The sequence below is a fragment of the Streptomyces sp. ML-6 genome (genome assembly GCF_030116705.1).
Classification (GTDB): Bacteria; Actinomycetota; Actinomycetes; order Streptomycetales; family Streptomycetaceae; genus Streptomyces.
The window spans coordinates 2,030,665-2,050,329 of record NZ_JAOTIK010000001.1 but is presented as its reverse complement, the minus strand read 5'-3'; the positions used below and the strand labels follow the sequence as shown (position 1 = coordinate 2,050,329).

Here is a 19,665-nt window from a genome sequence, read left to right as displayed (position 1 = left end):
GGAAGCACCGCGCCCGGGCCCGTGTCCCCAGGGGCAGCTCTCTCCGCGGCCGGGGATGTTGGGGCCGGTGGTTCGTCGGCCGGGGATGTGGGGGCCGGGGCGTTCTGCCGGAACAGGGAGCGCCAAAAACGCTGCATGACCCTACGACCACTCCTCGAACCGGCCCCGGAACGGGGGAAGTCACCGGCCCCCGTCCGGCCGGTGGTTCACCGGCCACCACCGTGGCACGCCCGGCTGCCCGAGGTCCATCGCCCGGATGATGCCGGAGCACACGGACCCCGCTGCCCGGCCCGGCCCGGTTCGGCCAGGTTCAGCCCGGTTCAGCCCGGTTCGGTTCGAACGGGAGGCCCTACTCGTCGAGTTCCGCGAGCAGCCGCGCTTCCTCCCGCGCATCGAAGTCCTTGCGCGCGTGCGATGGCCGGCATGTTCGCCGAGGCCCACGCCGGCAGTACATCGACGGGAGGCCGGAGGGTCGTGCCCAGCGGTGTGATCCGGTGCCTGACCGCCACCGGGCGGGTGGAGAGGACCTTGCGCTCGATCACGCCGTTGCGTTCGAGCCGCCGGAGCCGAGCCGCCGGAGCGTGGCGGTCAGCGACTTCTGCGTGATCCGGGGCACGGCCCGACGCAACTCGTTGAAGCGACAGGGGCGTTCGCAGAGCTCGCCCAGGCCGCTGAGCGACCACTTGCCGAGACCGAGTCAAGAGGCGGTCGCCCGGGCCCGCCGGGCCCGGACTGTCGGCCCCGGCGTCAGACCAGGAGCGCGGCGTGCTCCCGGGCGGACGCGGCGGCCCGCTCCAGCGACTGCCGCGCCGACTCCTCGGCCAGCGGCACCAGTTCGTTCATGGCGGGGTTGACGGCGGCCAGCGTCAGCTCGCGCGTGATCACCTCGACCGGCAGGCCGAGCACCTCGCCCAGCACCTTCTGCAGGTAGTTGGTGTCGAAATCGAAGCCGGCCCGCGGCGTGCCGGGCTGGTAGGAGCCGCCGCGCGAGGAAGCGATCACGACCCGCTTGCCGGACAGCGACACACCTTCGCCCAAGGTCCGCCCCACCAGGATGATCTGGTCCAGCCAGGCCTTCAGGGTGGACGGGATCGTGAAGTTGTACATGGGGGCGCCGATGAGGACGACATCGGCCTTCTCGAATTCGGCGATGAGCTCCTCGCGCAGGGCGGGGACGGCCTCGGCGGTGACGGTGGCGGCGTCCAGGTGCGGTACGGGAGTGGCGGCCAGGTCCCGGTAGATGACGCTGCCCTGTGGGTGCGCCTCCTCCCAGGTCTTGCGGAAGGCGGCGGTGACCTGACGGGAGCCGGAACCCTCCGGCGGGAACAGGGACGAGTCGATGTGCAGCAGAACGGCCATGGAAAACACTCCTCGGAAATGGGCGCGCGGGGGGCGCGGGCGCGCCGGACCGGCGCAGCCCGACACCGCACGGCGGTTTCATCAGCTACTTACAAAGAAAGAGTAGCTTACTTTTCATAAGTACCAGGAGGGTGGGCGATACCATGGCCGCATGGCGATGGGGCAGCATGATGCGGGGCAGTGCGCGGGTGTGGGCGGCGCGATGGAAAGCGTCTTCGTCCTTCTGGGCAAGCGCTGGAACGGCGTCATCCTCGCCAGCCTGATGAGCGGTCCCGGCCGCTTCGCCGAACTGTGCCGAGCGGTGAGTGGGATCAGCGAGCGCATGCTCTCCGACCGCCTCGCCGAACTCGGCGAGGCGGGCCTCGTGAGCCGCGAGGTGGACGCCGGTCCACCGCTGCGCGTCACCTACCGGCTCACTCCCGCCGGTGAGGCCCTGCGGCCCGCCCTGGAGGAGCTGGGCAGCTGGGCCGAGCGGTTCCTCGGAGCCCCCGAGGGAGGGGGCTGCTCCGCCGCACGGCAGCCGGAAGCCGCGGACCCCCGGGGCGCGTGACCCCCGGAGCACATGCCCCCCGGAGGACCTTCGGCCCCGTTCCCCGCGTGCCCGGGGCCGGGTCCGGGTCCGGGGTCGCGACCGGGTCCGCGCCCGTGCCCGGCTGCCGGGCGCCCTATCCGTTGAGTTCGGCGAGCACCCGCAGGGTGTGCGGGTCCGGCGCCGTCACCAGCAGGTCCGTGACCGGTCCCGCGCGCCACGACTCCAGCCGCTCCGCGATCCGTTCGCGGGGGCCGACGAGCGAGATCTCGTCCGCGAACGCGTCGGGCACGGCCAGTACCGCTTCCTCCTTGCGGCCTTCGAGGAACAGCCGCTGAATGTGCCGGGCCTCCGCCCCGTACCCCATCCGTGCCATCAGGTCGGCGTGGAAGTTGCGGGCCGCGTGCCCCATCCCCCCGATGTAGAAACCGAGCATCGCCTTCACAGGCAGCAGCCCCTCCGCCACGTCGTCGCATACCCGGGCGCGGACCAGCGGCGCGATCATGAAGCCGTCGGGGAGATCGGTGAGCGAGGCGGCGTACACGTCGGTGCGCAGCGGCGACCAGTGCAGCGGCAGCCAGCCGTCGGCGATCCGGGTCGTCTGTGCGATGTTCCTCGGCCCCTCCGCCCCGAGCAGCACGGGCAGCCGCGGCCGCAGCGGGTGGGTGATCGGCTTCAGCGGCTTGCCCAGCCCGGTGGCGTCCGGACCGGTGTACGGGTGGGAGTGGAACCGCCCGGCCAGCTCCACGGGCGCCTCGCGGCGGAGCACCTGGCGGACGACGTCGACGTACTCACGGGTCGCGGTCAGCGGGCTCGCGGGGAACGGCCGCCCGTACCAGCCCTCCACCACCTGCGGGCCGGACAGTCCGAGGCCGAGCATCATCCGGCCGCCGGAGAGGTGGTCGAGCGTGAGGGCGTGCATGGCGGTCGCGGTGGGGGTGCGCGCCGCCATCTGCGCGACGCTGGTGCCCAGTCGGATGCGGGAGGTGTGCGCGGCGATCCAGGTCAGCGGGGTGAACGCGTCCGAGCCCCACGCCTCCGCCGTCCACACCGACGCGTACCCCAACTGCTCGGCGGTCCTGGCCAGTTCGAGATGGGCGGGGTCGGGGCCCCGGCCCCAGTAGCCGAGCGCGAGTCCGAGCCGCATCCGACACCTCCCAGCTCCCAGCATTTCTGACGCTACGTCAGATCGATGCGCACGGACGGAGGGTACGACAGTGGCCCCCCGCCCGGAAGGGGCGGAGGGCCACTGTCGTGACTGCGGGTGGTGCGCCGGGCTCAGCCGCGCTGGATGCCCGTGGTGTCCTGGAGCACGCCGCGACGGCCGTCCTGGGTCTGCGCGACCAGGGTCTGACCGCGCTGCTCGACCGCGAGGTACCAGGTGCCGGGCGCCAGTTCGGCGATCGGCGACGGCGAACCGTCCTCGCCGTACAGCGGACGGGCCACCGGCACCGCGAACCAGAACGGGGTGAAGTCACCGGCCGGCGCACCCGCCCCCGTGGCCTGCGGCTGGGCGTTCTGCGCGTCGGGCTGACCGGCCGCCTGCGGCTGACCGCCGAAGGAGGGCTGGCCGCCGTACGACGGCTGCGGCTGGGCGCCGCCCGGGTAGCCGTAGCCCTGGCCGGGCTGGCCCTGGCCGTACGGGGACTGCACCGCCTGCGGGCGCGGGGCGCCCATCAGCGGGGCCTTGAGCGCGGGGACCAGCGGGGTGGCGACCGCGCCGCCCGCGAGCGCGATGGTCGCGAGCAGGCCGAGGATCATGCCGGCGCCCGCGTCGCTGCCGTCGATGATGGTCCAGAAGGCCGTCCACAGCGAGAAGACGGTGAACGCGGCACCGAACTGGCCGAGGTCGAAGCCGACGACCTTGCGGGCCGGCATGGAACGGCCCACGATTACCAGCACCGCACCGATGATGCCCGCGATGAAGAGGCTCATGAGGAGCCCGAGCGAGTCCCAGGCGTTCGGGGCGTTGTAGCCGGAGCAGTTGACGCCCGTGGGGCAGTCGTAGCTGAAGAGGTCGAGGAAAGAGGCGATGAACAGCACGACCGCTGCTCCGATCACCACGCCGTCGCCTCGAGTGAGGGAGCGGATATTCACGTGAAGGTCCTTAGTCGGTCGTCTCGTCTGGGCGGTCGTCGTTGCCGCCTGCACGGGTACGGCGGGCACGGCACGAAGCTCGGGGGAGGCCCCCATCGTACGGATGAATCTATCGTCTGCCCGGTCGGGTTGTTGCCCTGCCCGGAGGCTGGACGTGCATCCCCCCATTTTCGCCCCAGAACCACCTCTTGTTACCCCTTGAGGTAGCTGCTGATGCCATCGGCAATGCCTTGTGCGGCCCGCTGGCGCCAGTCCGGACTGGTGAGCAGTGCGGCGTCCTTGGGATCACGCATATTGCCGCATTCGATGAAGACTTTGGGCACGGTCGACAAATTCAGTCCGCCCAGATCCTTGCGAGTGTCCAATCCGGTATTGCCGCCGATGTAATTGGAGGGAGCGCTTCCGGTGGCTCGGACGAAGAGGCCGGCGATCCTGGTTCCCAGATCGCGCGAAGGGCCGACGATCCCCGAGGTGTCCGCCGCCCCGCCCCGCACGGCCGCGGGCAGGATCACATGGAAACCGCGGTTGCCGACTGCGGAACCGTCCGCGTGCACCGAGACCACCGCGTCGGCTTTCGCCTCGTTCCCGATCCGGGCCCGTTCGTCGACGCACGGCCCGTACGAGCGGTCGTTGTCGTACGTCAGCAGGACCTCGGCCCCCTGCTTCAGGAGGAGATCACGCAACCGGTGCGACACATCGAGGGTGAACCGGGCCTCCGCATAACCGGAATTGGTCGAAGTGCCGGTGGTGTCGCACTCCTTGTGCCCGGTCCCGATGTCCACCTGACGATTGATTTCCCGGGTGTGCAGGCGATTGTTCGGATTGTGCCCCGGGTCGATCACCACGGTCTTGCCCGACAACGGCCCGGAGATCTTGTTCGCGGGCCTGGAAGCGGAAGCGGACGCAGCGGGGGAGGCGGACTTCTTTCCCGGCGCCGGGGCGCTCCTCGAAGGCGACGGCGACGCCGACGCGGAGGAAGGTGCGGAGGCGGCGGCGCTGCCGTCCGGCCCCGGCCGGGCAGCGGTACCACCGCCCCCGTCGTCGCCCGCGCCGCAGCCCGCGGCACTCAGGCACACGGCTGCGAGCACGGCGGCGGCGATCAGGGGCCGGCGGCGCGGTGTGGGGGGAACGCTCTCGTCGTACGGCACCACGCGATGCTACAGAGGGTCTCGGGCGTGCTCCGAAAGCGGCGTCGGCCGCCCTCAGATGCCGGTTCCGGTACGCCGCAGCACCCGCAGCGAATCCGTCACCGAGACCTCGGTGAACGCGCCGGACTCCAGCGCCCGCAGATAGATGCGGTACGGGGCCTGGCCGCCGTGCGCGGGGTCCGGGAACACGTCGTGGATCACCAGCAGCCCGCCCTCGGCCACGTGCGGCGCCCAGCCCTCGTAGTCGGCGTTGGCGTGCTCGTCGGTGTGCCCGCCGTCGATGAACACGAACCCGAGCTTCCCGCCCCAGACCGCCGCGACCTGCGGCGACCGCCCCACCAGCGCCACCACGTGGTCCTCAAGACCCGCCGCGTGCAGGGTCCGGCGGAAGGTCGGCAGCGTGTCCATCCGCCCCACCTCCGGGTCCACGACGGTCGGGTCGTGGTACTCCCAGCCCGGCTGCTGCTCCTCGCTGCCGCGGTGGTGGTCCACGGTGAGCGCCGTCACACCGGCCGCCCGCGCGACATCGGCGAGCAGGACGGTGGAGCGCCCGCAGTACGTGCCGACCTCCAGGATCGGCAGCCCCAGCGCGGCGGCCTCGACGGCGGCCCGGTACAGCGCGAGCCCCTCGCCCACCGGCATGAAGCCCTTGGCGGCCTGGAAGGCGGCGAGAATCTCGGGCGACAGCTCGACGGCGGACTCGGCGGGCACGGGTTCCTCCTGGTGGGGGTGGGTGGGGACGGTCTCGGGGCTACGCGTTCGACGGCGTCCCATCGTGCCGCACGCCCCCGTCGGAGATCTCGGCGGGGGAGTCCGTCCGGTCCGGGGACGCCCTTCGACGGGGGCCACCGGTCGTGAAGCCCCTTCAGCCGTGTGACGGGCGCTCCGGGTTCGCGCAGTCGATGTGGCGGTAGAGGACGACCGGCTCCTCGGCCGCCCCGGGGATCTCGCCCCGGAAGCAGCGGTCGAGCGGCCGGACCGGGCGCAGGCACGCGGGGCAGGTCCGACCCGGGGGCGCGAACGTCGTGTAGTCCCACGGCCGGTGGTCCCGCGACTGGTGGTCCTGCGACTGGTGGTCCTGCGGCCGGGCGTCGGCGCTCATGACGTCACCCCGTGCTCCGCCGCGGAGTCCGCCAGCCGGCGCAGCATCCGGGCGAGGTCGCGCAGGTGCTGGTACGCGCTGAAGACGAGCGCGCCGTCCCTCGGCGTCGAGGCGAGGAGCTGGTCGACCTCCCACCGGACGGAGCGGTCCGCGGCGGTCCGTGCGTGGTCGAGCACCGCCTCGGCGAAGAGGCCGACGTGCCCGCGCAGTTCGGCGGTCCGGGTGTCGATCTCCTGGCGTGTGACAGTGCCGAGCCGGAGGGCGAGGGCCTCGTCGGCGGCCCGGAGCGCGGACTCGACGTCCAGGGAAAGGATGCCGCCGACCGCTCGCGGCGGCTGGTCGGGAGAGGAGGGCGACGAGGGATGCGGCATGGGGGACTCCCTGGCTCGGAACCTACGGACCTACGGATCTACGGACCTACGGATCCGGGGTGCTGTGGATCCGGGGTGGCGGCGGCAGGCGGGCGGGCCGCGCGGCGCTGCCGCCGTATGCGCCCGTTTCGGCAACCTTCGGTAATCGTCGCAGCGCGGACGGCGACCGGGGGAGTGCCACGTCGGCTTTCTGCGAGCAGGTTTCCGCGCGAAAGTCCGTGCTGTTCCAGCGCGTTCGCGACCCCGGGTGGGGTGTTCTGCGGGGGAGCGGAACACCCCCTGCGGCGCCGGGATGTTCTTCGTCACGTTGGGTGACATCGCGTAGGAGGCAAGGGTGCCCGAGGCGCTCGGAGACGTCAGCTGCCGAATTGCTCCGGCTTGAGCCGGTTGAGCCAGGCGTGGGTCACGCCGTTCCGTTCGATGCGGAGGAAGTCGGCCCTGCCGTCCCCGTCGACGTCGGCGAACCGCACCTCCTGCGGGGGCACTCCGGAGTCCTCCGCGATCCTTCCGATCTCCCGGAACTTCCCGCCCGCCCCCTCGGCGCCCTCGTTGAGCCAGGCACGGGCGCCGCCCTTGGCGGTGATCAGGATGCGGTCGGCACGCCTGTCCCCGTCGATGTCCGCGTACAGGATCTCCTCGGGCTCCGTCCGGGCGCCGTCGATGTTCTCGGGCGGCGCCCAGTCCAGGTACTCCCGTCCGCCCGTGGACTGGAAGTCCCTGTTGTACCAGGCCGTCGTCGTACCGTCCGGCTCGATCAGCAGGTAGTCGTCCCGTCCGCCTCCGGTGACGTCCGCGAACACGATGCGGGACTTCGGGTCGACTGACGGCTGCTCGCCGGTGGGTCCGTCCGAGAACACGTCGGGGGTGCCGGGGTAGTCGTTCATGCACATGCGGGCGCCCGACGGGTTCTCCTTCTTCCAGGTGTGGACCTTCAGCCGGCCGTCCGGGGCGACGACCATGCAGTCGGGAAACCCGTCCCCGTCGATGTCGCCGAAGCGGAGGGCGCTGCCCACGGCCCCGGCCGGGGGTGCGTAGGAGTTCTGCCCCGGGGAGAAGGGCTTCCAGCCCGTGTCCGAAGGGCCGTTGTTCCACCAGAACCGGAAGGTCTGGTCCTTGTCGACCGCGACGAATTCGGCCTTGGGGTCCTCCGGGTTGATGTTGACCACCCAGAAGGTGCTCGTGGACGGGAACTTCTCGGGCTGGATGACGCCGCGATCCTCCCAGCCCGCACCCGGCCCGTTCGTTTTCGCGTCCCCGGCCGGTGCGGCGGAGTCGGGCAGCGGGTCGGAGTTGGAGCCGGGGCCTGAGTGGGAGTCGGCGTCGGCGTCGGAGTTCCAGGGCGGCGGGGCGAAGTACAGGGCCGTGGCGGTGGCCGCGGAGACGAACAACGCGGCCAGGAGGATCACCGGTCGGAGGCGCGGGCGCGGGCGTGGACGGGAGTGTGGACGGGGGTGCGCGTCGCTCTTCCCGGCGGTCCCGCGTTCCTCGGCGGCGTCGCGGTTGTCGGTGGTCCCGCGTTGCTCGGCGGCGTCGCGGTTCCCGGTGGTGCGGCGTTCCCCGGTGTTGTTGCGTTCCTTGGCCGCCCGGCGAGCAGCGGCGGCCATCACGGCGGCGTTGACGTAGCGGTCCTCCGGGTCCTTGGCGAGTGCCTGGGCGAGGAAGGCCCTGGTCGCTTCCGGAACGTCGTCGGGGAGGGCCGGCACCGGTTCCTCGATGTGCTTGAGGGCGACCTCGAGGGGCGAAGCACCTCTGAACATCGGTATTCCGGTGATCAGTTCGTAGCAGACCGCGCCGATGGAGTAGAGATCGGAGGCCGGGAGGACGGGCAGCCCCCGGGCCTGCTCGGGGGACATGTAGCGCGGCGTGCCGATGATCCCGTGCGGGTCGGTCAGCCGGGTGCCGGTCTCGGTGCGGGCGATGCCGAAATCGGTCACCGTGACCCGGCCGTCCTCGCGGAGCATCAGGTTCGACGGCTTGATGTCACGGTGCACGATGCCGAGCCGGTGCACGGTGTGCAGCGCGTCGAGCGCCTGGGCGGCGAGGTCGAGGACTCTGGCGGGCGGAAGGAGCCCGTGCTCCTCGCGCAGCTCCTCCAGCGTCTTCCCCTCGACGAGTTCCATGACGATGTACGCGGCCTGCGTCGCCGTGCCGTGTCCGTCGCCGTTCCCGGGGAACGTCTGCTCGCCGTAGTCGTGGACGCCGACGACGCCCGGATGACGGATGGAGGCGAGGACCTTGGCCTCTTTCCGGAAGCGCGGGAGGAAGGAATTGTCCTCAAGGCCCGAGGGGCGGAGGAACTTGACGGCGACCTCGCGCTTGAGCACCTGGTCCTCGGCGCGCCAGACCTCGCCCATGGCGCCACTGCCCAACCGTCCGACCAGTGCGTAACGGTCGTTGATCAGCGTCCCTCGACCCCACATGCCTGCATACCTCGCCATGTTCGTCACGCCCGGAACTTCTGGTACCTGCCGTACGCGGCACGGCGCCCCGGAAAGGCTACGACCTCTCGGGGGAGCCCTCCCGTTGATCGTCAACCTGGCTGTAATCGCACGGCAGTTGTCCGGGAGGAAGCGTGTGCGGCGACCGAAGGGCCCGCTTCGGCGACATTTGGTAATCAGGTCTGTGCGGAGGGTAGTCTGGGAGTGTCGCGGCAGTTTTCTGCGAACAGATTCCCGCGTGAATTTCTGTGCCGTTTCGACGCATTCGCGCCCCTGGGCGGAGTGTTCTGCGTCGGCGCAGAACACTCCTTGCGGCAGCGGAACATTCTCCGTCACACTGGGTAACAAGTCCTGGGAGGCAGTAGATGATCACGGATGTGGAGTCGGCGACGCCCGCACTCTGCCGTCTTCAGTTAGGACGTGAACTCCGGCAGCTCCGGCACGAAGCCGGTCTCACGTCGACCCAGGTCGTCCGCACCTTGATCTGCAGCCCGTCGAAGCTGACCAGGCTGGAGACGGGGGACAATTCGGTTGTCGAGGCCGTCGATGTGATGGCGCTCTGCGAGATCTACGGGGCGGCCCCCGAAAAGCGTGCCCTGCTGTTGGGGTACGCGGCCGTCACCAAGACCAAGAGGGACTGGTGGCAGTCGCCCGAGTACCGGCCGGTCATCGCCCCCACGTTCAAGGCGTACTTGGGGCTGGAAGCCACGGCTGCAGCTCTGCACAAGTACGAGGGTGAGTTCGTTCCCGGTCTTCTCCAGACCGAGGACTATGTGCGAGCCATTTACCAGGGAGCGTCCGAAAGGCTCTCTGCCGATGAGATCGACCGACTTGTTGACGTACGGATGACGCGGCAGGAGGCGTTGCGCCGCGACTCGGCGCCGCTCAAGTTCGCGGCGGTCATCAACGAGGCGGTTCTCCGTCGCAAGGTCGGCAGCTCGGCCGTCATGCGGGCGCAGATGGAGCATCTGGCGGAGGTGGCCGAGCGACCCTCGGTGCGGGTGCAGGTCGTCCCCTTCAAGGCGGGTGTGCACCCTGGGATGAACGGCGCCTTCACACTGCTCCGCTTCGACGACGCGGAGTCCATCGTCTATTTGGAGTACCTGGGTGGGGCCTCGGTCATGCGGAAGCGTGCCGACGTAGTCCTGTACGAAGAGGCGTTCAACGACCTCCAGATTCTTGCTGTGGGGCCGCAGGAGTCTCTCGGCATGATCAGAGAAGCAATCAAGGAGCATTGATCTACATGACCACTCATCAGCTCGCGGGTGCCCACTGGTTCAAGTCGAGCTACAGCAACAACCAGGGCGGCGAGTGCGTCGAGGGCGCTCGGCTCGGTGGGCGGGTGATGGCTATCCGGGATTCGAAGGACCCCGGGCAGGGCGTCTGCGTGTTCCCGGCCGCCGCCTGGCACGCGTTCGTCGACAGGATCAAGGAGCACTGACTCACATGACCGCTCATCGGCTCGCTGGTGTCCACTGGTTCAAGTCGAGCTACAGCAACAACCAGGGTGGCAACTGCGTCGAGGGCGCCCGGCTCGACGGGGTGCAGATGGCCGTACGCGACTCGAAGGCGCCGGAGTTGGGCGTCTGCCTGTTCCCGGCCGCCGCCTGGCGCGCGTTCGTCGACGAGCTGAAGGCCGACGACACGATCGCCTGACGCGCCTTCCGGGCGGAGGTCCCCGTCAACGCCCCGGCAGGGACCTCCGCCGCCCCTGGGAGAAGGCGCTCCGTGGTCGTCACGACCGAGCGGTGCCCGGCGCACCAAACGCAACGACATTCCGGGACTACGCTCGTCGGCATGTCGAACCGGGTTCCTTTCAGCGAGGCGCTGCTCTCCACCGTGGGCGCTCCCGAGCAGGCCGAACTCCTGGGCAGCAGTCCGCGGTCGCGGGTGTGGCGGGTGCGGCCGGCCGACCGGCGGTCGGTGATCGTCAAGCAGATCGTCGGCGGCGGGGACACGGGAGCCGACGCGGACACGCGCTTCGCGCGGGAGGTCGCCGGGCTGCGCCTGGCGGGGCGGGCCTCCGGGCCCGCCGTGGCCCCCGCGGTGCTCGCCACGGATCCGACCTCGCGGGTGATGGTCCTCGAACACTTGGATGACCTCGGTGGGACGGACGACTGGATGCCGGGGTACGCCGAGTCGCTCGCCCGGCTGCACGCCCTGACCGGGCCCGCCGACGCGGGCGCACTGCCGGTCTGGTCGGGGCCCACGGCCGCCGACGCGGAGTCCTTCCTCGCCCTGGCAAGGGCGCTCGACGTACCCGTGCCGCCCGCGGTTCCCGATGAACTCGCGGGTCTCCTGGAGCGGTTGGACCCCGCCCCGCATCACGCGCTGCTGCACGGCGACCCCTGTCCCGGCAACGATGTGCGCACCGCCGACGGCGTCCGCTTCGTCGACTTCGAGGGGGCCTCGCTCGGCAACGGCCTGGTCGAACTCGCCTATTTCCGCATCGGCTTCCCCACCTGCTGGTGCGCCATGTCGGTCGCCGCGGCCCCGCTCGCGGAGGCCGAGGACGTCTACCGGACCACCTGGCGCGGCCTCACCGGGAAGGACATGCCGGGTGACCTCGCCGACGCGTGTGCGGGCTGGCTGATCCGGGGCGACGCGCTCGTCGAGCGGGCCCACCGCGGGACGGCCGACCAGTTCGCCCGGGTGCCCTCCGAGGACTTCGAGTGGGGCTACATCACTGCGAGTGAGCGGCTCGTCCACCGCCTGGTCGTGGTCGCCGACATGACCCGCGACCACGACCATCTGCACGCCGTGGGCCGCCTCGGCTCCGCCCTGGCCGACCGCCTGCTCCAGCAGTGGCCGCAGCTGCGTCCGCTGCCCACGCACGACACCCGCCCCTGGTACTAGGGCGTGTCTTCAAAGCTGATCAAGTGATGAGGGATCATGTCGGTCATGGTGCGTCGTCATGAACTCTCGGATGCCGAGTGGGCCGTGCTGTCGCGGTTCCTGCCGGCTTCCGGGGTGTCCGGTCGTCCGCGGTAAGACGACCGGCTGGTGCTGAGCGGGATCGTCTGGAAGCTGCGGACCGGTACGTCCTGGCGGGACGTGCCGGAGCGCTACGGTTCCTGGCAGGCCCTCTACACCTGCTTCCGCAGGTGGGCTCTGGACGGCACGTTCTCCCGGATGCTCCACGCGATCCAGGCCGAGAGGGATGCGGCAGGGGACATCGACTGGCTGGTCTCCGTCGACTCCACCATCGTGCGCGCCCACCAGCACGCCACCGGCGGCAAAAGGGGGCCCTCGACCGGGACGAAGCGGGTGATCACGCCCTCGGCCGATCCCGTGGAGGACTGAGCGCCAAACTCCACCTGGCCTGCGACGGACGCGGCCGCCCGCTCGGCTTCGTCCTGACCGGCGGCAACACCAACGACTGCACCCGCCTGGAACCGGTCCTGGAGACGATCCGAGTGCCCAGGGTCGGGCCGGGGCGCCCGCGCACCCGGCCCGACCACGTCATCGCCGACAAGGGCTACAGCTCACGCAGGATCCGCGCCCACCTGCGCCGACGCGCCATCCCGCACACCATTCCCGAACGCGTCGACCAAGCGCTCGGCCGACTCAACCGCGGCTCGCGCGGCGGCCGGCCACCCGGATTCGACCGCCGGACCCACCGGCTCCGCAACGTCGTCGAACGCTGCTTCAACCGGCTGAAGCAATGGCGCGGCCTCGCCACCAGATACGACAAGACCCGCGAGTCCTACCGGGCCGCCGTCACCATCGCCTCGATCCTGCTCTGGATCTGATCTTTGAAGACGATCTCCAGGGCCATCCCACGTCGGTGGAGATCGTTTCCCACCTTCCTGGCGTACCGCGTGGTGCTTACGGCGTCGCTTCGGGGCAGTCGGCCGGGACCCATGTGGCGGTGGAGGCCACGGATCGAGGGCGGCATGACCGCACACCTGCACCCGGTCAGGCCCGAGACCTCGGCACCGGATGGCTTACCGCTGCCGCGTAAGGATGTACCGCTCACCCGAATCCGGCTCGCCGATCCAGGTGAAGACCGTCGGGTGTTCCTCCGTACCGCCTATGTCCCAGCCGAAGGACAGGCTCTCGCAGTCCGCGATGCTGAGCTCGAGCGGCCGACCGACACCCTCGTTCTCGGTCAGCTGCCATTTCCCGGTGCGGTTGCAGGCGCCGGACTGCTCACCCGTGGCCTCGTACTCGTTGACGCCCTTCGCCGTCACCGTGCCGTCCGCCTCGAAGCGGAGGCTTCCGCCGTCGTCGTCCGTCCAGGTGCCGACCATGTCGGCTTCAGTGAGCCGGGGCGGTTCGTAGATCTTGAGGATCCCCGAGCTGTACGCCGCGACCCCGACCGCAAGCGTCACCGCGAGCAGCCCCAGACCGCCCAGCGCCACACCCCCGAGCACCCGCCATCGGGCCCCGGGCTTCCCGGGGTTCCCCGCCGCCCGGGCGCACAGGGTCGCGGGTGCCAGCCCGACGATGAGGCTGAGGGCAAGGACGGGATAAACGAGCAGGCCGCCGAAGCCGACCAGGAGCATGCAGGAGCCGATGAGCAGCGCCAGGGCGACGGCAACGACCGCCACAGTGGCCAGGGTGAGCTGCCAGCTGTCGCGCCGACCCGTACGGCGGGCCACCGCACGCCCGAGAAGGACGAGGGGAAGCACCGCCATCGCCGAACCGGCCAGCCCTGCGATAACCGAAATGACTGCCAGCAGCACGAGCGCGAACACGGTGCCGAACAGCCATCCGAGGCCGCCTTCGCCTCCGTGGGACTCGGACTGCAAGATGTGCAGGACGGCGACCAGCGCGGCGATCACGGTCTCAGCCCCGATTGCCACAGCCCCGACGGTGAACACCGCAGCGTTCCCGCCGTCCGGAGGCCGCACGGGCATGAACCCCTGCGGCGGCACGCCCGGATTCCCAGGAGTCCCCGGCGGTGTCAGCCCCCATGCCGGCGGCGTGGTCTGCGTCATGCGTCCTCCCCGTGTCCAGGCACATCATGCACCTGGACACACCGGTGCGATCAGGGGGGGCAAAGCGCTCACTCCCCGCGATCGAGCAGCAACCCCGGCAGGAGGTCCGGACACACCAAGAAAGGTGCCCCGCCACCAGCGACTTCCGTCACGGGGACGAGGCACCTTTCGTCGGTGCTTCACCAAGGTCGAACGCCGCATCCGGCCCGCCACCCACCCGCTGATCGAACACGGCGGCCGCCTGCTCCTGCTGCCCTGGCTCCTCCGCACCTCCCAACCTCCGCCCAGCTCGGCATCCCCGGCCTCACCGGGGAAATCGACCTCCTCGTCGCCGACCCGGCCACCCGGCGGCTGTGGGTCATCGAGGCGAAGAACCCCGAAGGCGCGGTCGCCCCACACGCCCTGCTCCAGCACGTCCAACGCTTCACCGCCCGCTACCGCGACAAGCTCCTCGCCAAGGCATCCACCATCACCGAGCACGCGGCCGCAGCCGCCCGCGCCTGCCAGGCCCCCGGCGACCTGGACTGGGACGTCATCCCGCTGATGGTCACCCGCAGCATCGAACCAGCCGGCTTCCTCGCCGACCCGAAGGTCGCCTTCACCATCGCCGACCACCTCGCCCAGGTCCTGACCTCACCGGCGAGCCCACACCCGGGACGGAACAGCCCCTGCGAAGGGAAGAGCTGATGCCGGCCCCACTCGAACGCGTCGACGCGGCCTACACCTTGACCACCGACCCGACGGCCCAGCGGGTTCTGCTCATCAGAGACCGCCGAAGCGGATGGCGGGGACTGCCGGGCGGCCGCCGTGCACAGTGAGACCCTCCCCGAAGCTGCCGCCCGCGACCTCTTCGCGGTCTATCTCCAGGGCGAGCCGGCCGCGGGCGGGGACGAGGACCTTGCCGGAGCGGCCCGGGTCACTCTCCTTGCTGCCGACGCGCATCTGCCCTTCTGCACCGGCGGCCTCCCCCCGCTGCTGGCCGCCGAGGACACCATCCATCACACTGCCCGGCCCGGCCGCCCGGCGACCAGCACGCCGCCGGCGCTCCCCGCGCTCGCGCCGGACGCCGTGGCGTTGACCGACGGGAGCATGGCAACGGGCATCGTCCATGTAGCACGCTCTTCGAGAGGCCCTCGGCTGTGCCGAGAAGCCCTCAGGCCCGGAGGCGGCTCATGGCCTGGTCCCAGAGCGAGGGGACCGCTCCGTCGGCCGGCAGCGGTTCCGTCGGGGACGGGGTGGGAGCCGAGGCCTGCGAACGGGTCAGGTCCCGGTAGGCCACGTCCAGCTCGGGAGCGGGATTCGCGCGGGGCTTGCGTACCCGTGAGCGGCTCGCCTCCGCCGCCACCCGGTCCAGCTCGGGCGCGGCCTGCGTCGCCAGCCAGTCCGGGCCGTGGAGCGCGGACTCCAGGTCGTCCAGGGCGCGCAGCGGGTCCTTGACGTGGTCGGCGATCAGCAGGCCGCGGACGAAGCGCAGCACGGCCCGGTCGCCGGGGCGCTCGACCCAGGTGTTCAGCGCCATGTCGCAGCAGTGCAGCGCGGTCTTCGGCTGACCGTGCAGCAGGGCCGAGCACACATCCATCAGCCAGGCGTCCGGGGTGAACGATCCCCCGCCGCCGACGCGCCAGGACATCGCCGTGCGGTACAGCCCGTACCAGTCACCCGCGTCGAGCAGTTCGAGACACTGCTCGCGCCACCACGAAGCGGGGCGCCCGGCGGGCCGGGCAGACGTTGCACCCATGCCCGGCACTCTACCGAGCAGAACGTACGCCCCCACCGACGGCATGGATTCCGGTGGGGGCGTACGCGGGGTGGGCCCGGGTCGGGGCCCCTGGCAGGGGTGCCGAATGGGGAATCAGCAGCTCTGCCAGAGCCGGGTCATGACGCGGACGCCGAAGCGCAGGCCCTCCAGCGGGACGCGTTCGTCCACGCCGTGGAACAGGCGGCCGTAGTCCAGGTCGTGCGGGAGCTTGAGGCCCTTGAAGCCGAAGCAGCGGATGCCGAGGTGGGTGAAGGCCTTGGCGTCGGTGCCGCCCGGGTTGCAGTACGGGACCGGGTGGCCGTCCGGGTCCTCGGCGCGCACGGCCGCGCACATGGCGTCGACCAGCGGGCCGTCGAACGTGGTCTCCATCGCGATGTCGTGGTTGACCCACTCGCGGGTGACCGAGGGGAGCAGGAGGCTGTCGATGGTGTCGACCAGCTCCTGTTCGTGGCCGGGGAGGAAACGGCCGTCCACCCGGGCGGTGGCCTTTCCGGGGATGACGTTGGTCTGGTAACCGGCATTGAACATGGTGGGGTTCGCGGAGTTGCGGAGCACCACCTGCATGAAGTCGGCGACGTGTCCCAGCTTCGCCAGCTCGGCGTCCAGGTCCTCGGCCTCGAAGTCGAGCTCCACGCCCTGGAGTTCGGCGGCCTCCTGGAGCAGTGCCCGTACCGGCTCGATCAGCCGGACGGGGAAGGTGTGGCGGCCGATGCGGGTCAGGGACTCAGCGAGGTCGGTGACCGCGTTCTCGTCGTTGGGCGACGAGCCGTGGCCGGCCCGGCCGGTGGCGGTCAGCTCCATCCAGGCCATGCCGCGCTGAGCGTTCTCGATCGGGTAGAGGCGCCGGGTGTCGTCGAGCGCGTAGGAGAACCCGCCGCCCTCGCCGATCGCCTCGGTGACCCCGGCGAACAGCTCCGGGCGGTGCTCGACCAGCCAGTGGGCGCCGAACTTGCCGCCCGCCTCCTCGTCGGCGAGGAAGGCCAGGACCAGGTCGCGGGACGGCCGGGTGCCGGTGCGGGCGAAGTGCCGGGCGGTGGCCAGCATGACGGCCACCGTGTCCTTCATGTCGATCGCGCCGCGCCCCCACAGGTAGCCGTCGCGGATCTCGCCGGAGAACGGCGGGACCTGCCACTCGGCGGCGTCGGCGGGCACCACGTCCAGGTGGCCGTGGACCAGGAGGGCGCCGCGATCCGGGTCGGCGCCCGCGATCCGGGCGATGACGTTGGCGCGGCCCGGGGCGGACTCGACCAGCTCGGAGTCGATGCCCACCTCGGCGAGGCGGCCCACCACCCAGTCGGCGCAGGCGCGCTCGTCGCTGGTGGGGTTGGAGGTGTCGAACCGGATCAGTTCGGCACAGAGCCCGATGACCTCGTCCTGGGCCTCGGCCGAAGCCGGGACGAGCGGGGTGGCGGGGTCGGGGGTGGTCATGCTGCTCCCACAGGGGTTGTCGCGCGGGCGGCGGGGGCGGAGGCGTCCTCGTCGTCCAGGGTGGAGGTGCCGTACGGCTTCACCCAGCCCAGCAGGCCGAGGACGCTGTACAGGACGAACGCGGTGGCCAGCGAGTTCAGGGCCGGGATGCCGCCGTCGTAGAACTTGCCGACGCAGAACGCCGCGATCCAGATGACGATGGACATCGGGACCCAGGTCGGCGAGGACTTCGGCAGGGTCTCGGACTCGCGGGTCTCGTCCAGCGGCTTGCGCATCCGCTTCACGACCCAGTACTCGGCCACGATGATGCCGCCGATGGGCGGGATGGCGACGCCGAGGACGGAGAGGAACTCGGTGAAGTGGGTCATGATCCCGACCGCGGACAGGGCCGTGCCCGCGATGCCGAGGACGATCGTGACCGCGCCGCGGTGCAGCCGCTTGCGGAAGACGACCTGGAAGAAGTTGACGACGCCGAGCGAGGAGCCGTACAGGTTCCAGTCGTTGATCTTGGCGGTGGACATCAGGACCACGATCACGCCGAAGGCGCCGGAGGTGGAGAGCACGATGTGCGAGACCTCGCTGCTCTTGACCAGGTGGCCGAGGAGCACGCCGGTCAGGCCGACGATGTACTCGGAGAGGATCATCGACGAGGCGCTCTGCAGGAAGACGTGCGAGCCCTTCCGGTTGTACCGGGTCATCTCCGGGGACACGATCGCGCCGGTCATGTAGCCGCCCGCGATGGCGGTGGCGGCGACGGCGAGCGGGATCGTCTCGCCGGGCGGCGGGGAGCTGATCAGCTCGCTGATGGAGTGGTCCTTCAGCGTCGATATGACCGACCAGGCGACCATCGCGAAGAACAGCGGCGTGACGATCTTGGCGAAGGTGGCCATGTACGAGAAGCCGAAGATCACCAGGGCGGTGATGGCGATGCCGGCCAGCACGCACCACATCCAGGCCGGGCCGCCGATCAGAGCCGAGACGCTGTTGCCGAAGATCGTGTTCTGGACGCCGAACCAGCCGACCAGGCTGACCGCGATGATGAAGCTGACCAGCGCCGAGCCGTTGCGGCCGAAGCCGACCCAGCGGGTCAGCATGGGCGTCGCCAGCCCCTCGCGCATGCCGGCCAGGCCGATCGCGAAGATCACGATCTCCAGGATCACCGCGCCGAGTGTGAAGGCGAGGAAGGCGTCGCCGAAGGTCATGCCGACACCGATGGTGGCGCCGAGGGTGAACTGCGAGATCGAGCCGGACTGGGCCAGCCACTGGAGCAGCATCGACCAGAAGCCGAAGCGCTTGTCGCGCGGGACGCGGGACAGCGAGTAGTCGTCGCTGCCGATGGCCTTGGACTCGGGGGCCCCGGCCTCGGCCTGCGGGGTGGCTGCCATCAGGACTCCTGGGAGGTACGGCCGAAGGTCTGCAGGTGTGCCAGCGGCCCGTAGCGGTTGACGAGGTTCTCGAACTCCCCCGCGTCGTGGAAGTCCAGGTGGCCGCCGCCGTAGGCCTTGGCGACCTCCACGGCGTAGCGGGCGGCGGACGCGATGTCCGTCTCGTGACTCGCGCCCGTACCGCAGCCCGGCACCGCGGCGGCCGAGGTGATGGCCAGGCCGACGACCGGGGCGGCCGTCGCGGTGGAGGGCTGCAGGATCGAATTGATGTGGTGTGCCCCATTACCGTACGGGGTGATGTCCTGCGTGGTCACCGGATACGTGACCAACGGCTCACCCGTCACCACGGCCAGCAGCTCGCCGAGCGACTCGCTGACCCGGAGCACCCAGCCCTCCTTGACGGTGGGGGACAGGGCGAGGCCCTTGTGGTTGATGATCCGGTTGCCCTTGGTGGTGTCGATGGAGAGCACGGCCTCCATCTCGTCGGTCACCTCGTGCCGGTTCATGGTGGCGATGTCCACGGGCGAGCCCATGAACGGCACCGGGTCGTGCGGCTCGGTCGGCGCGTTCGGGCAGATGTGGGTGGCCACGATCACGTCGCCGGGCAGCACGTCGCCGCGGCGGCGCATGTCCAGCAGCTTGGCGGCGGTGGCGATCGCGGAGACCGCGCCGTCGGCGTCGGAGACCAGACCGGTCACCTCGGGCCGGGCGCCGATGCCGCCGAGCCGGCCCACCACGCCCAGGGTGCGGGCGTCGCCCCCGGACGCGCGTCCGCGCGAGCCGGGGATGCGGACCATCACGAAGTCCGTCGAACCCTGTTCGCCGGCGACCGTGGTGACCTTCGCGGACGAGCCCTCGGCACCGCTCACGGAGTCGAGGTACTCGACGACCGTCTTGCCATTGACCTGGGGATCGTCCAGCAGATCGACGATGTCCAGCACGTACTTCAACATGGGGGGCCTTTCTCGCTCACCCGGGCTCACCGATCTCACTGATCCGGACACCCGGGCTGATCCGGACACCCGGGCCGACGTTCGACGGGAGGAAGCGCGGGGCGGGGTGCTGAGGACACATTCGGGATCGGATAGCGTTGAACGCAACTGTTT

20 protein-coding genes and 2 pseudogenes are annotated in these 19,665 nt (G+C 70.7%); 7 read left to right on the top strand and 15 right to left on the bottom strand.

Features of this window, described 5'->3' with window-relative positions:
- Positions 1-349: 349 nt before the first annotated feature.
- Together OCT49_RS39815 and OCT49_RS09055 are read right to left on the bottom strand one after the other, a co-directional pair.
- Positions 350-691, bottom strand: a pseudogene (locus OCT49_RS39815) (winged helix-turn-helix transcriptional regulator); the annotation flags it as partial.
- Positions 692-747: 56 nt separating this feature from the next.
- Positions 748-1,359: an FMN-dependent NADH-azoreductase gene (locus OCT49_RS09055; RefSeq protein ID WP_283851375.1), complete on the bottom strand. Its 612-nt coding sequence runs from the start codon at positions 1,357-1,359 to the stop codon at positions 748-750.
- Between the two features lie 157 nt (positions 1,360-1,516).
- On the opposite strand from OCT49_RS09055, the gene OCT49_RS09050 reads away from it, so the two are divergent.
- Complete coding sequence (locus tag OCT49_RS09050; RefSeq protein ID WP_283855724.1) at positions 1,517-1,909, top strand: winged helix-turn-helix transcriptional regulator; 393 nt, start codon at positions 1,517-1,519, stop codon at positions 1,907-1,909.
- A gap of 115 nt (positions 1,910-2,024) precedes the next feature.
- Here the strand turns inward: OCT49_RS09050 and OCT49_RS09045 are convergent, their stop codons facing one another.
- The 7 genes from OCT49_RS09045 to OCT49_RS09015 all read right to left on the bottom strand — a co-directional run bounded on the left by OCT49_RS09045 (position 2,025) and on the right by OCT49_RS09015 (position 9,026).
- A complete protein-coding gene (locus OCT49_RS09045) occupies positions 2,025-3,035 on the bottom strand; it encodes an LLM class F420-dependent oxidoreductase (protein WP_283851374.1) in 1,011 nt (336 codons plus the stop codon).
- A gap of 131 nt (positions 3,036-3,166) precedes the next feature.
- Entirely contained in the window at positions 3,167-3,985 is an 819-nt protein-coding gene (locus OCT49_RS09040) for a DUF5336 domain-containing protein (RefSeq protein WP_283851373.1), read from the bottom strand.
- 191 nt (positions 3,986-4,176) lie between these two features.
- The gene (locus OCT49_RS09035) at positions 4,177-5,133 is read right to left on the bottom strand and encodes an N-acetylmuramoyl-L-alanine amidase (RefSeq protein ID WP_283851372.1); all 957 of its coding nucleotides are present in this window, start codon (positions 5,131-5,133) and stop codon (positions 4,177-4,179) included.
- A 54-nt stretch (positions 5,134-5,187) separates the two neighbouring features.
- The gene (locus OCT49_RS09030; RefSeq protein WP_283855723.1) at positions 5,188-5,775 is read right to left on the bottom strand and encodes a class I SAM-dependent methyltransferase; all 588 of its coding nucleotides are present in this window, start codon (positions 5,773-5,775) and stop codon (positions 5,188-5,190) included.
- A gap of 223 nt (positions 5,776-5,998) precedes the next feature.
- The gene (locus tag OCT49_RS09025; RefSeq protein WP_283851371.1) at positions 5,999-6,235 is read right to left on the bottom strand and encodes a hypothetical protein; all 237 of its coding nucleotides are present in this window, start codon (positions 6,233-6,235) and stop codon (positions 5,999-6,001) included.
- Positions 6,232-6,606, bottom strand: coding sequence for a DUF6415 family natural product biosynthesis protein (locus OCT49_RS09020; RefSeq protein ID WP_283851370.1), 375 nt, complete (start codon positions 6,604-6,606; stop codon positions 6,232-6,234). Before OCT49_RS09020 ends, OCT49_RS09025 begins: the two co-directional genes overlap by 4 nt.
- Positions 6,607-6,962: 356 nt before the next feature.
- On the bottom strand, positions 6,963-9,026 hold the full coding sequence (locus tag OCT49_RS09015) for a protein kinase domain-containing protein (RefSeq protein ID WP_283851369.1): 2,064 nt from the start codon (positions 9,024-9,026) through the stop codon (positions 6,963-6,965).
- 383 nt (positions 9,027-9,409) lie between these two features.
- Here OCT49_RS09015 and OCT49_RS09010 point away from each other — a divergent pair, with 383 nt between their 5' ends.
- From OCT49_RS09010 to OCT49_RS08990, 5 genes and pseudogenes are all read left to right on the top strand, one after another.
- The gene (locus OCT49_RS09010; RefSeq protein ID WP_283851368.1) at positions 9,410-10,282 is read left to right on the top strand and encodes a helix-turn-helix domain-containing protein; all 873 of its coding nucleotides are present in this window, start codon (positions 9,410-9,412) and stop codon (positions 10,280-10,282) included.
- Positions 10,283-10,287: 5 nt separating this feature from the next.
- Positions 10,288-10,485: a DUF397 domain-containing protein gene (locus OCT49_RS09005; RefSeq protein WP_283851367.1), complete on the top strand. Its 198-nt coding sequence runs from the start codon at positions 10,288-10,290 to the stop codon at positions 10,483-10,485.
- 5 nt (positions 10,486-10,490) lie between these two features.
- Positions 10,491-10,700, top strand: a complete 210-nt coding sequence (locus tag OCT49_RS09000) for a DUF397 domain-containing protein (RefSeq protein ID WP_283851366.1) — start codon at positions 10,491-10,493, stop codon at positions 10,698-10,700.
- 141 nt (positions 10,701-10,841) lie between these two features.
- A complete protein-coding gene (locus tag OCT49_RS08995) occupies positions 10,842-11,900 on the top strand; it encodes a phosphotransferase (protein ID WP_283851365.1) in 1,059 nt (352 codons plus the stop codon).
- Between the two features lie 45 nt (positions 11,901-11,945).
- Positions 11,946-12,796 (top strand): annotated as a pseudogene (locus tag OCT49_RS08990) (IS5 family transposase).
- Positions 12,797-12,991: 195 nt separating this feature from the next.
- Here the strand turns inward: OCT49_RS08990 and OCT49_RS08985 are convergent.
- A complete protein-coding gene (locus OCT49_RS08985) occupies positions 12,992-13,852 on the bottom strand; it encodes a hypothetical protein (protein ID WP_283851364.1) in 861 nt (286 codons plus the stop codon).
- Between the two features lie 309 nt (positions 13,853-14,161).
- On the opposite strand from OCT49_RS08985, the gene OCT49_RS08980 reads away from it, so the two are divergent.
- Positions 14,162-14,674 carry a hypothetical protein gene (locus OCT49_RS08980; RefSeq protein ID WP_283851363.1) on the top strand — a complete coding sequence of 171 codons (513 nt, stop codon included), beginning with the start codon at positions 14,162-14,164 and terminating at the stop codon, positions 14,672-14,674.
- A gap of 75 nt (positions 14,675-14,749) precedes the next feature.
- Here the strand turns inward: OCT49_RS08980 and OCT49_RS08975 are convergent, their stop codons facing one another.
- From OCT49_RS08975 to OCT49_RS08955, 5 genes are all read right to left on the bottom strand, one after another.
- Positions 14,750-14,929 carry a hypothetical protein gene (locus OCT49_RS08975; RefSeq protein ID WP_283851362.1) on the bottom strand — a complete coding sequence of 60 codons (180 nt, stop codon included), beginning with the start codon at positions 14,927-14,929 and terminating at the stop codon, positions 14,750-14,752.
- A 211-nt stretch (positions 14,930-15,140) separates the two neighbouring features.
- A complete protein-coding gene (locus OCT49_RS08970; protein ID WP_283851361.1) occupies positions 15,141-15,725 on the bottom strand; it encodes a hypothetical protein in 585 nt (194 codons plus the stop codon).
- Between the two features lie 114 nt (positions 15,726-15,839).
- On the bottom strand, positions 15,840-17,174 hold the full coding sequence (locus OCT49_RS08965) for a M20/M25/M40 family metallo-hydrolase (protein WP_283851360.1): 1,335 nt from the start codon (positions 17,172-17,174) through the stop codon (positions 15,840-15,842).
- Positions 17,171-18,559 carry a cytosine permease gene (locus OCT49_RS08960; protein WP_283851359.1) on the bottom strand — a complete coding sequence of 463 codons (1,389 nt, stop codon included), beginning with the start codon at positions 18,557-18,559 and terminating at the stop codon, positions 17,171-17,173. Before OCT49_RS08960 ends, OCT49_RS08965 begins: the two co-directional genes overlap by 4 nt.
- Positions 18,559-19,512, bottom strand: coding sequence for a DUF1177 domain-containing protein (locus tag OCT49_RS08955; protein ID WP_283851358.1), 954 nt, complete (start codon positions 19,510-19,512; stop codon positions 18,559-18,561). The genes OCT49_RS08960 and OCT49_RS08955 overlap by 1 nt, the downstream gene beginning before the upstream one ends.
- Between the last annotated feature and the right edge of the window lie 153 nt (positions 19,513-19,665).

What these genes read in the sequence shown, in the direction of transcription:
- OCT49_RS08995 (WP_283851365.1), top strand. Translation starts at nt 10,842, where the DNA reads ATGTCGAACCGGGTTCCTTTCAGCGAGGCGCTGCTCTCCACCGTGGGC.
- OCT49_RS08975 (WP_283851362.1), bottom strand. Translation starts at nt 14,929, where the DNA reads ATGCGCGTCGGCAGCAAGGAGAGTGACCCGGGCCGCTCCGGCAAGGTC.
- OCT49_RS09055 (WP_283851375.1), bottom strand. Translation starts at nt 1,359, where the DNA reads ATGGCCGTTCTGCTGCACATCGACTCGTCCCTGTTCCCGCCGGAGGGT.
- OCT49_RS08970 (WP_283851361.1), bottom strand. Translation starts at nt 15,725, where the DNA reads ATGGGTGCAACGTCTGCCCGGCCCGCCGGGCGCCCCGCTTCGTGGTGG.
- OCT49_RS08960 (WP_283851359.1), bottom strand. Translation starts at nt 18,559, where the DNA reads ATGGCAGCCACCCCGCAGGCCGAGGCCGGGGCCCCCGAGTCCAAGGCC.
- OCT49_RS08955 (WP_283851358.1), bottom strand. Translation starts at nt 19,512, where the DNA reads ATGTTGAAGTACGTGCTGGACATCGTCGATCTGCTGGACGATCCCCAG.
- OCT49_RS09030 (WP_283855723.1), bottom strand. Translation starts at nt 5,775, where the DNA reads ATGCCGGTGGGCGAGGGGCTCGCGCTGTACCGGGCCGCCGTCGAGGCC.
- OCT49_RS09050 (WP_283855724.1), top strand. Translation starts at nt 1,517, where the DNA reads ATGGGGCAGCATGATGCGGGGCAGTGCGCGGGTGTGGGCGGCGCGATG.
- OCT49_RS09000 (WP_283851366.1), top strand. Translation starts at nt 10,491, where the DNA reads ATGACCGCTCATCGGCTCGCTGGTGTCCACTGGTTCAAGTCGAGCTAC.
- OCT49_RS09015 (WP_283851369.1), bottom strand. Translation starts at nt 9,026, where the DNA reads ATGTGGGGTCGAGGGACGCTGATCAACGACCGTTACGCACTGGTCGGA.
- OCT49_RS09005 (WP_283851367.1), top strand. Translation starts at nt 10,288, where the DNA reads ATGACCACTCATCAGCTCGCGGGTGCCCACTGGTTCAAGTCGAGCTAC.
- OCT49_RS08965 (WP_283851360.1), bottom strand. Translation starts at nt 17,174, where the DNA reads ATGACCACCCCCGACCCCGCCACCCCGCTCGTCCCGGCTTCGGCCGAG.
- OCT49_RS09045 (WP_283851374.1), bottom strand. Translation starts at nt 3,035, where the DNA reads ATGCGGCTCGGACTCGCGCTCGGCTACTGGGGCCGGGGCCCCGACCCC.
- OCT49_RS09025 (WP_283851371.1), bottom strand. Translation starts at nt 6,235, where the DNA reads ATGAGCGCCGACGCCCGGCCGCAGGACCACCAGTCGCAGGACCACCAG.
- OCT49_RS09010 (WP_283851368.1), top strand. Translation starts at nt 9,410, where the DNA reads ATGATCACGGATGTGGAGTCGGCGACGCCCGCACTCTGCCGTCTTCAG.
- OCT49_RS09020 (WP_283851370.1), bottom strand. Translation starts at nt 6,606, where the DNA reads ATGCCGCATCCCTCGTCGCCCTCCTCTCCCGACCAGCCGCCGCGAGCG.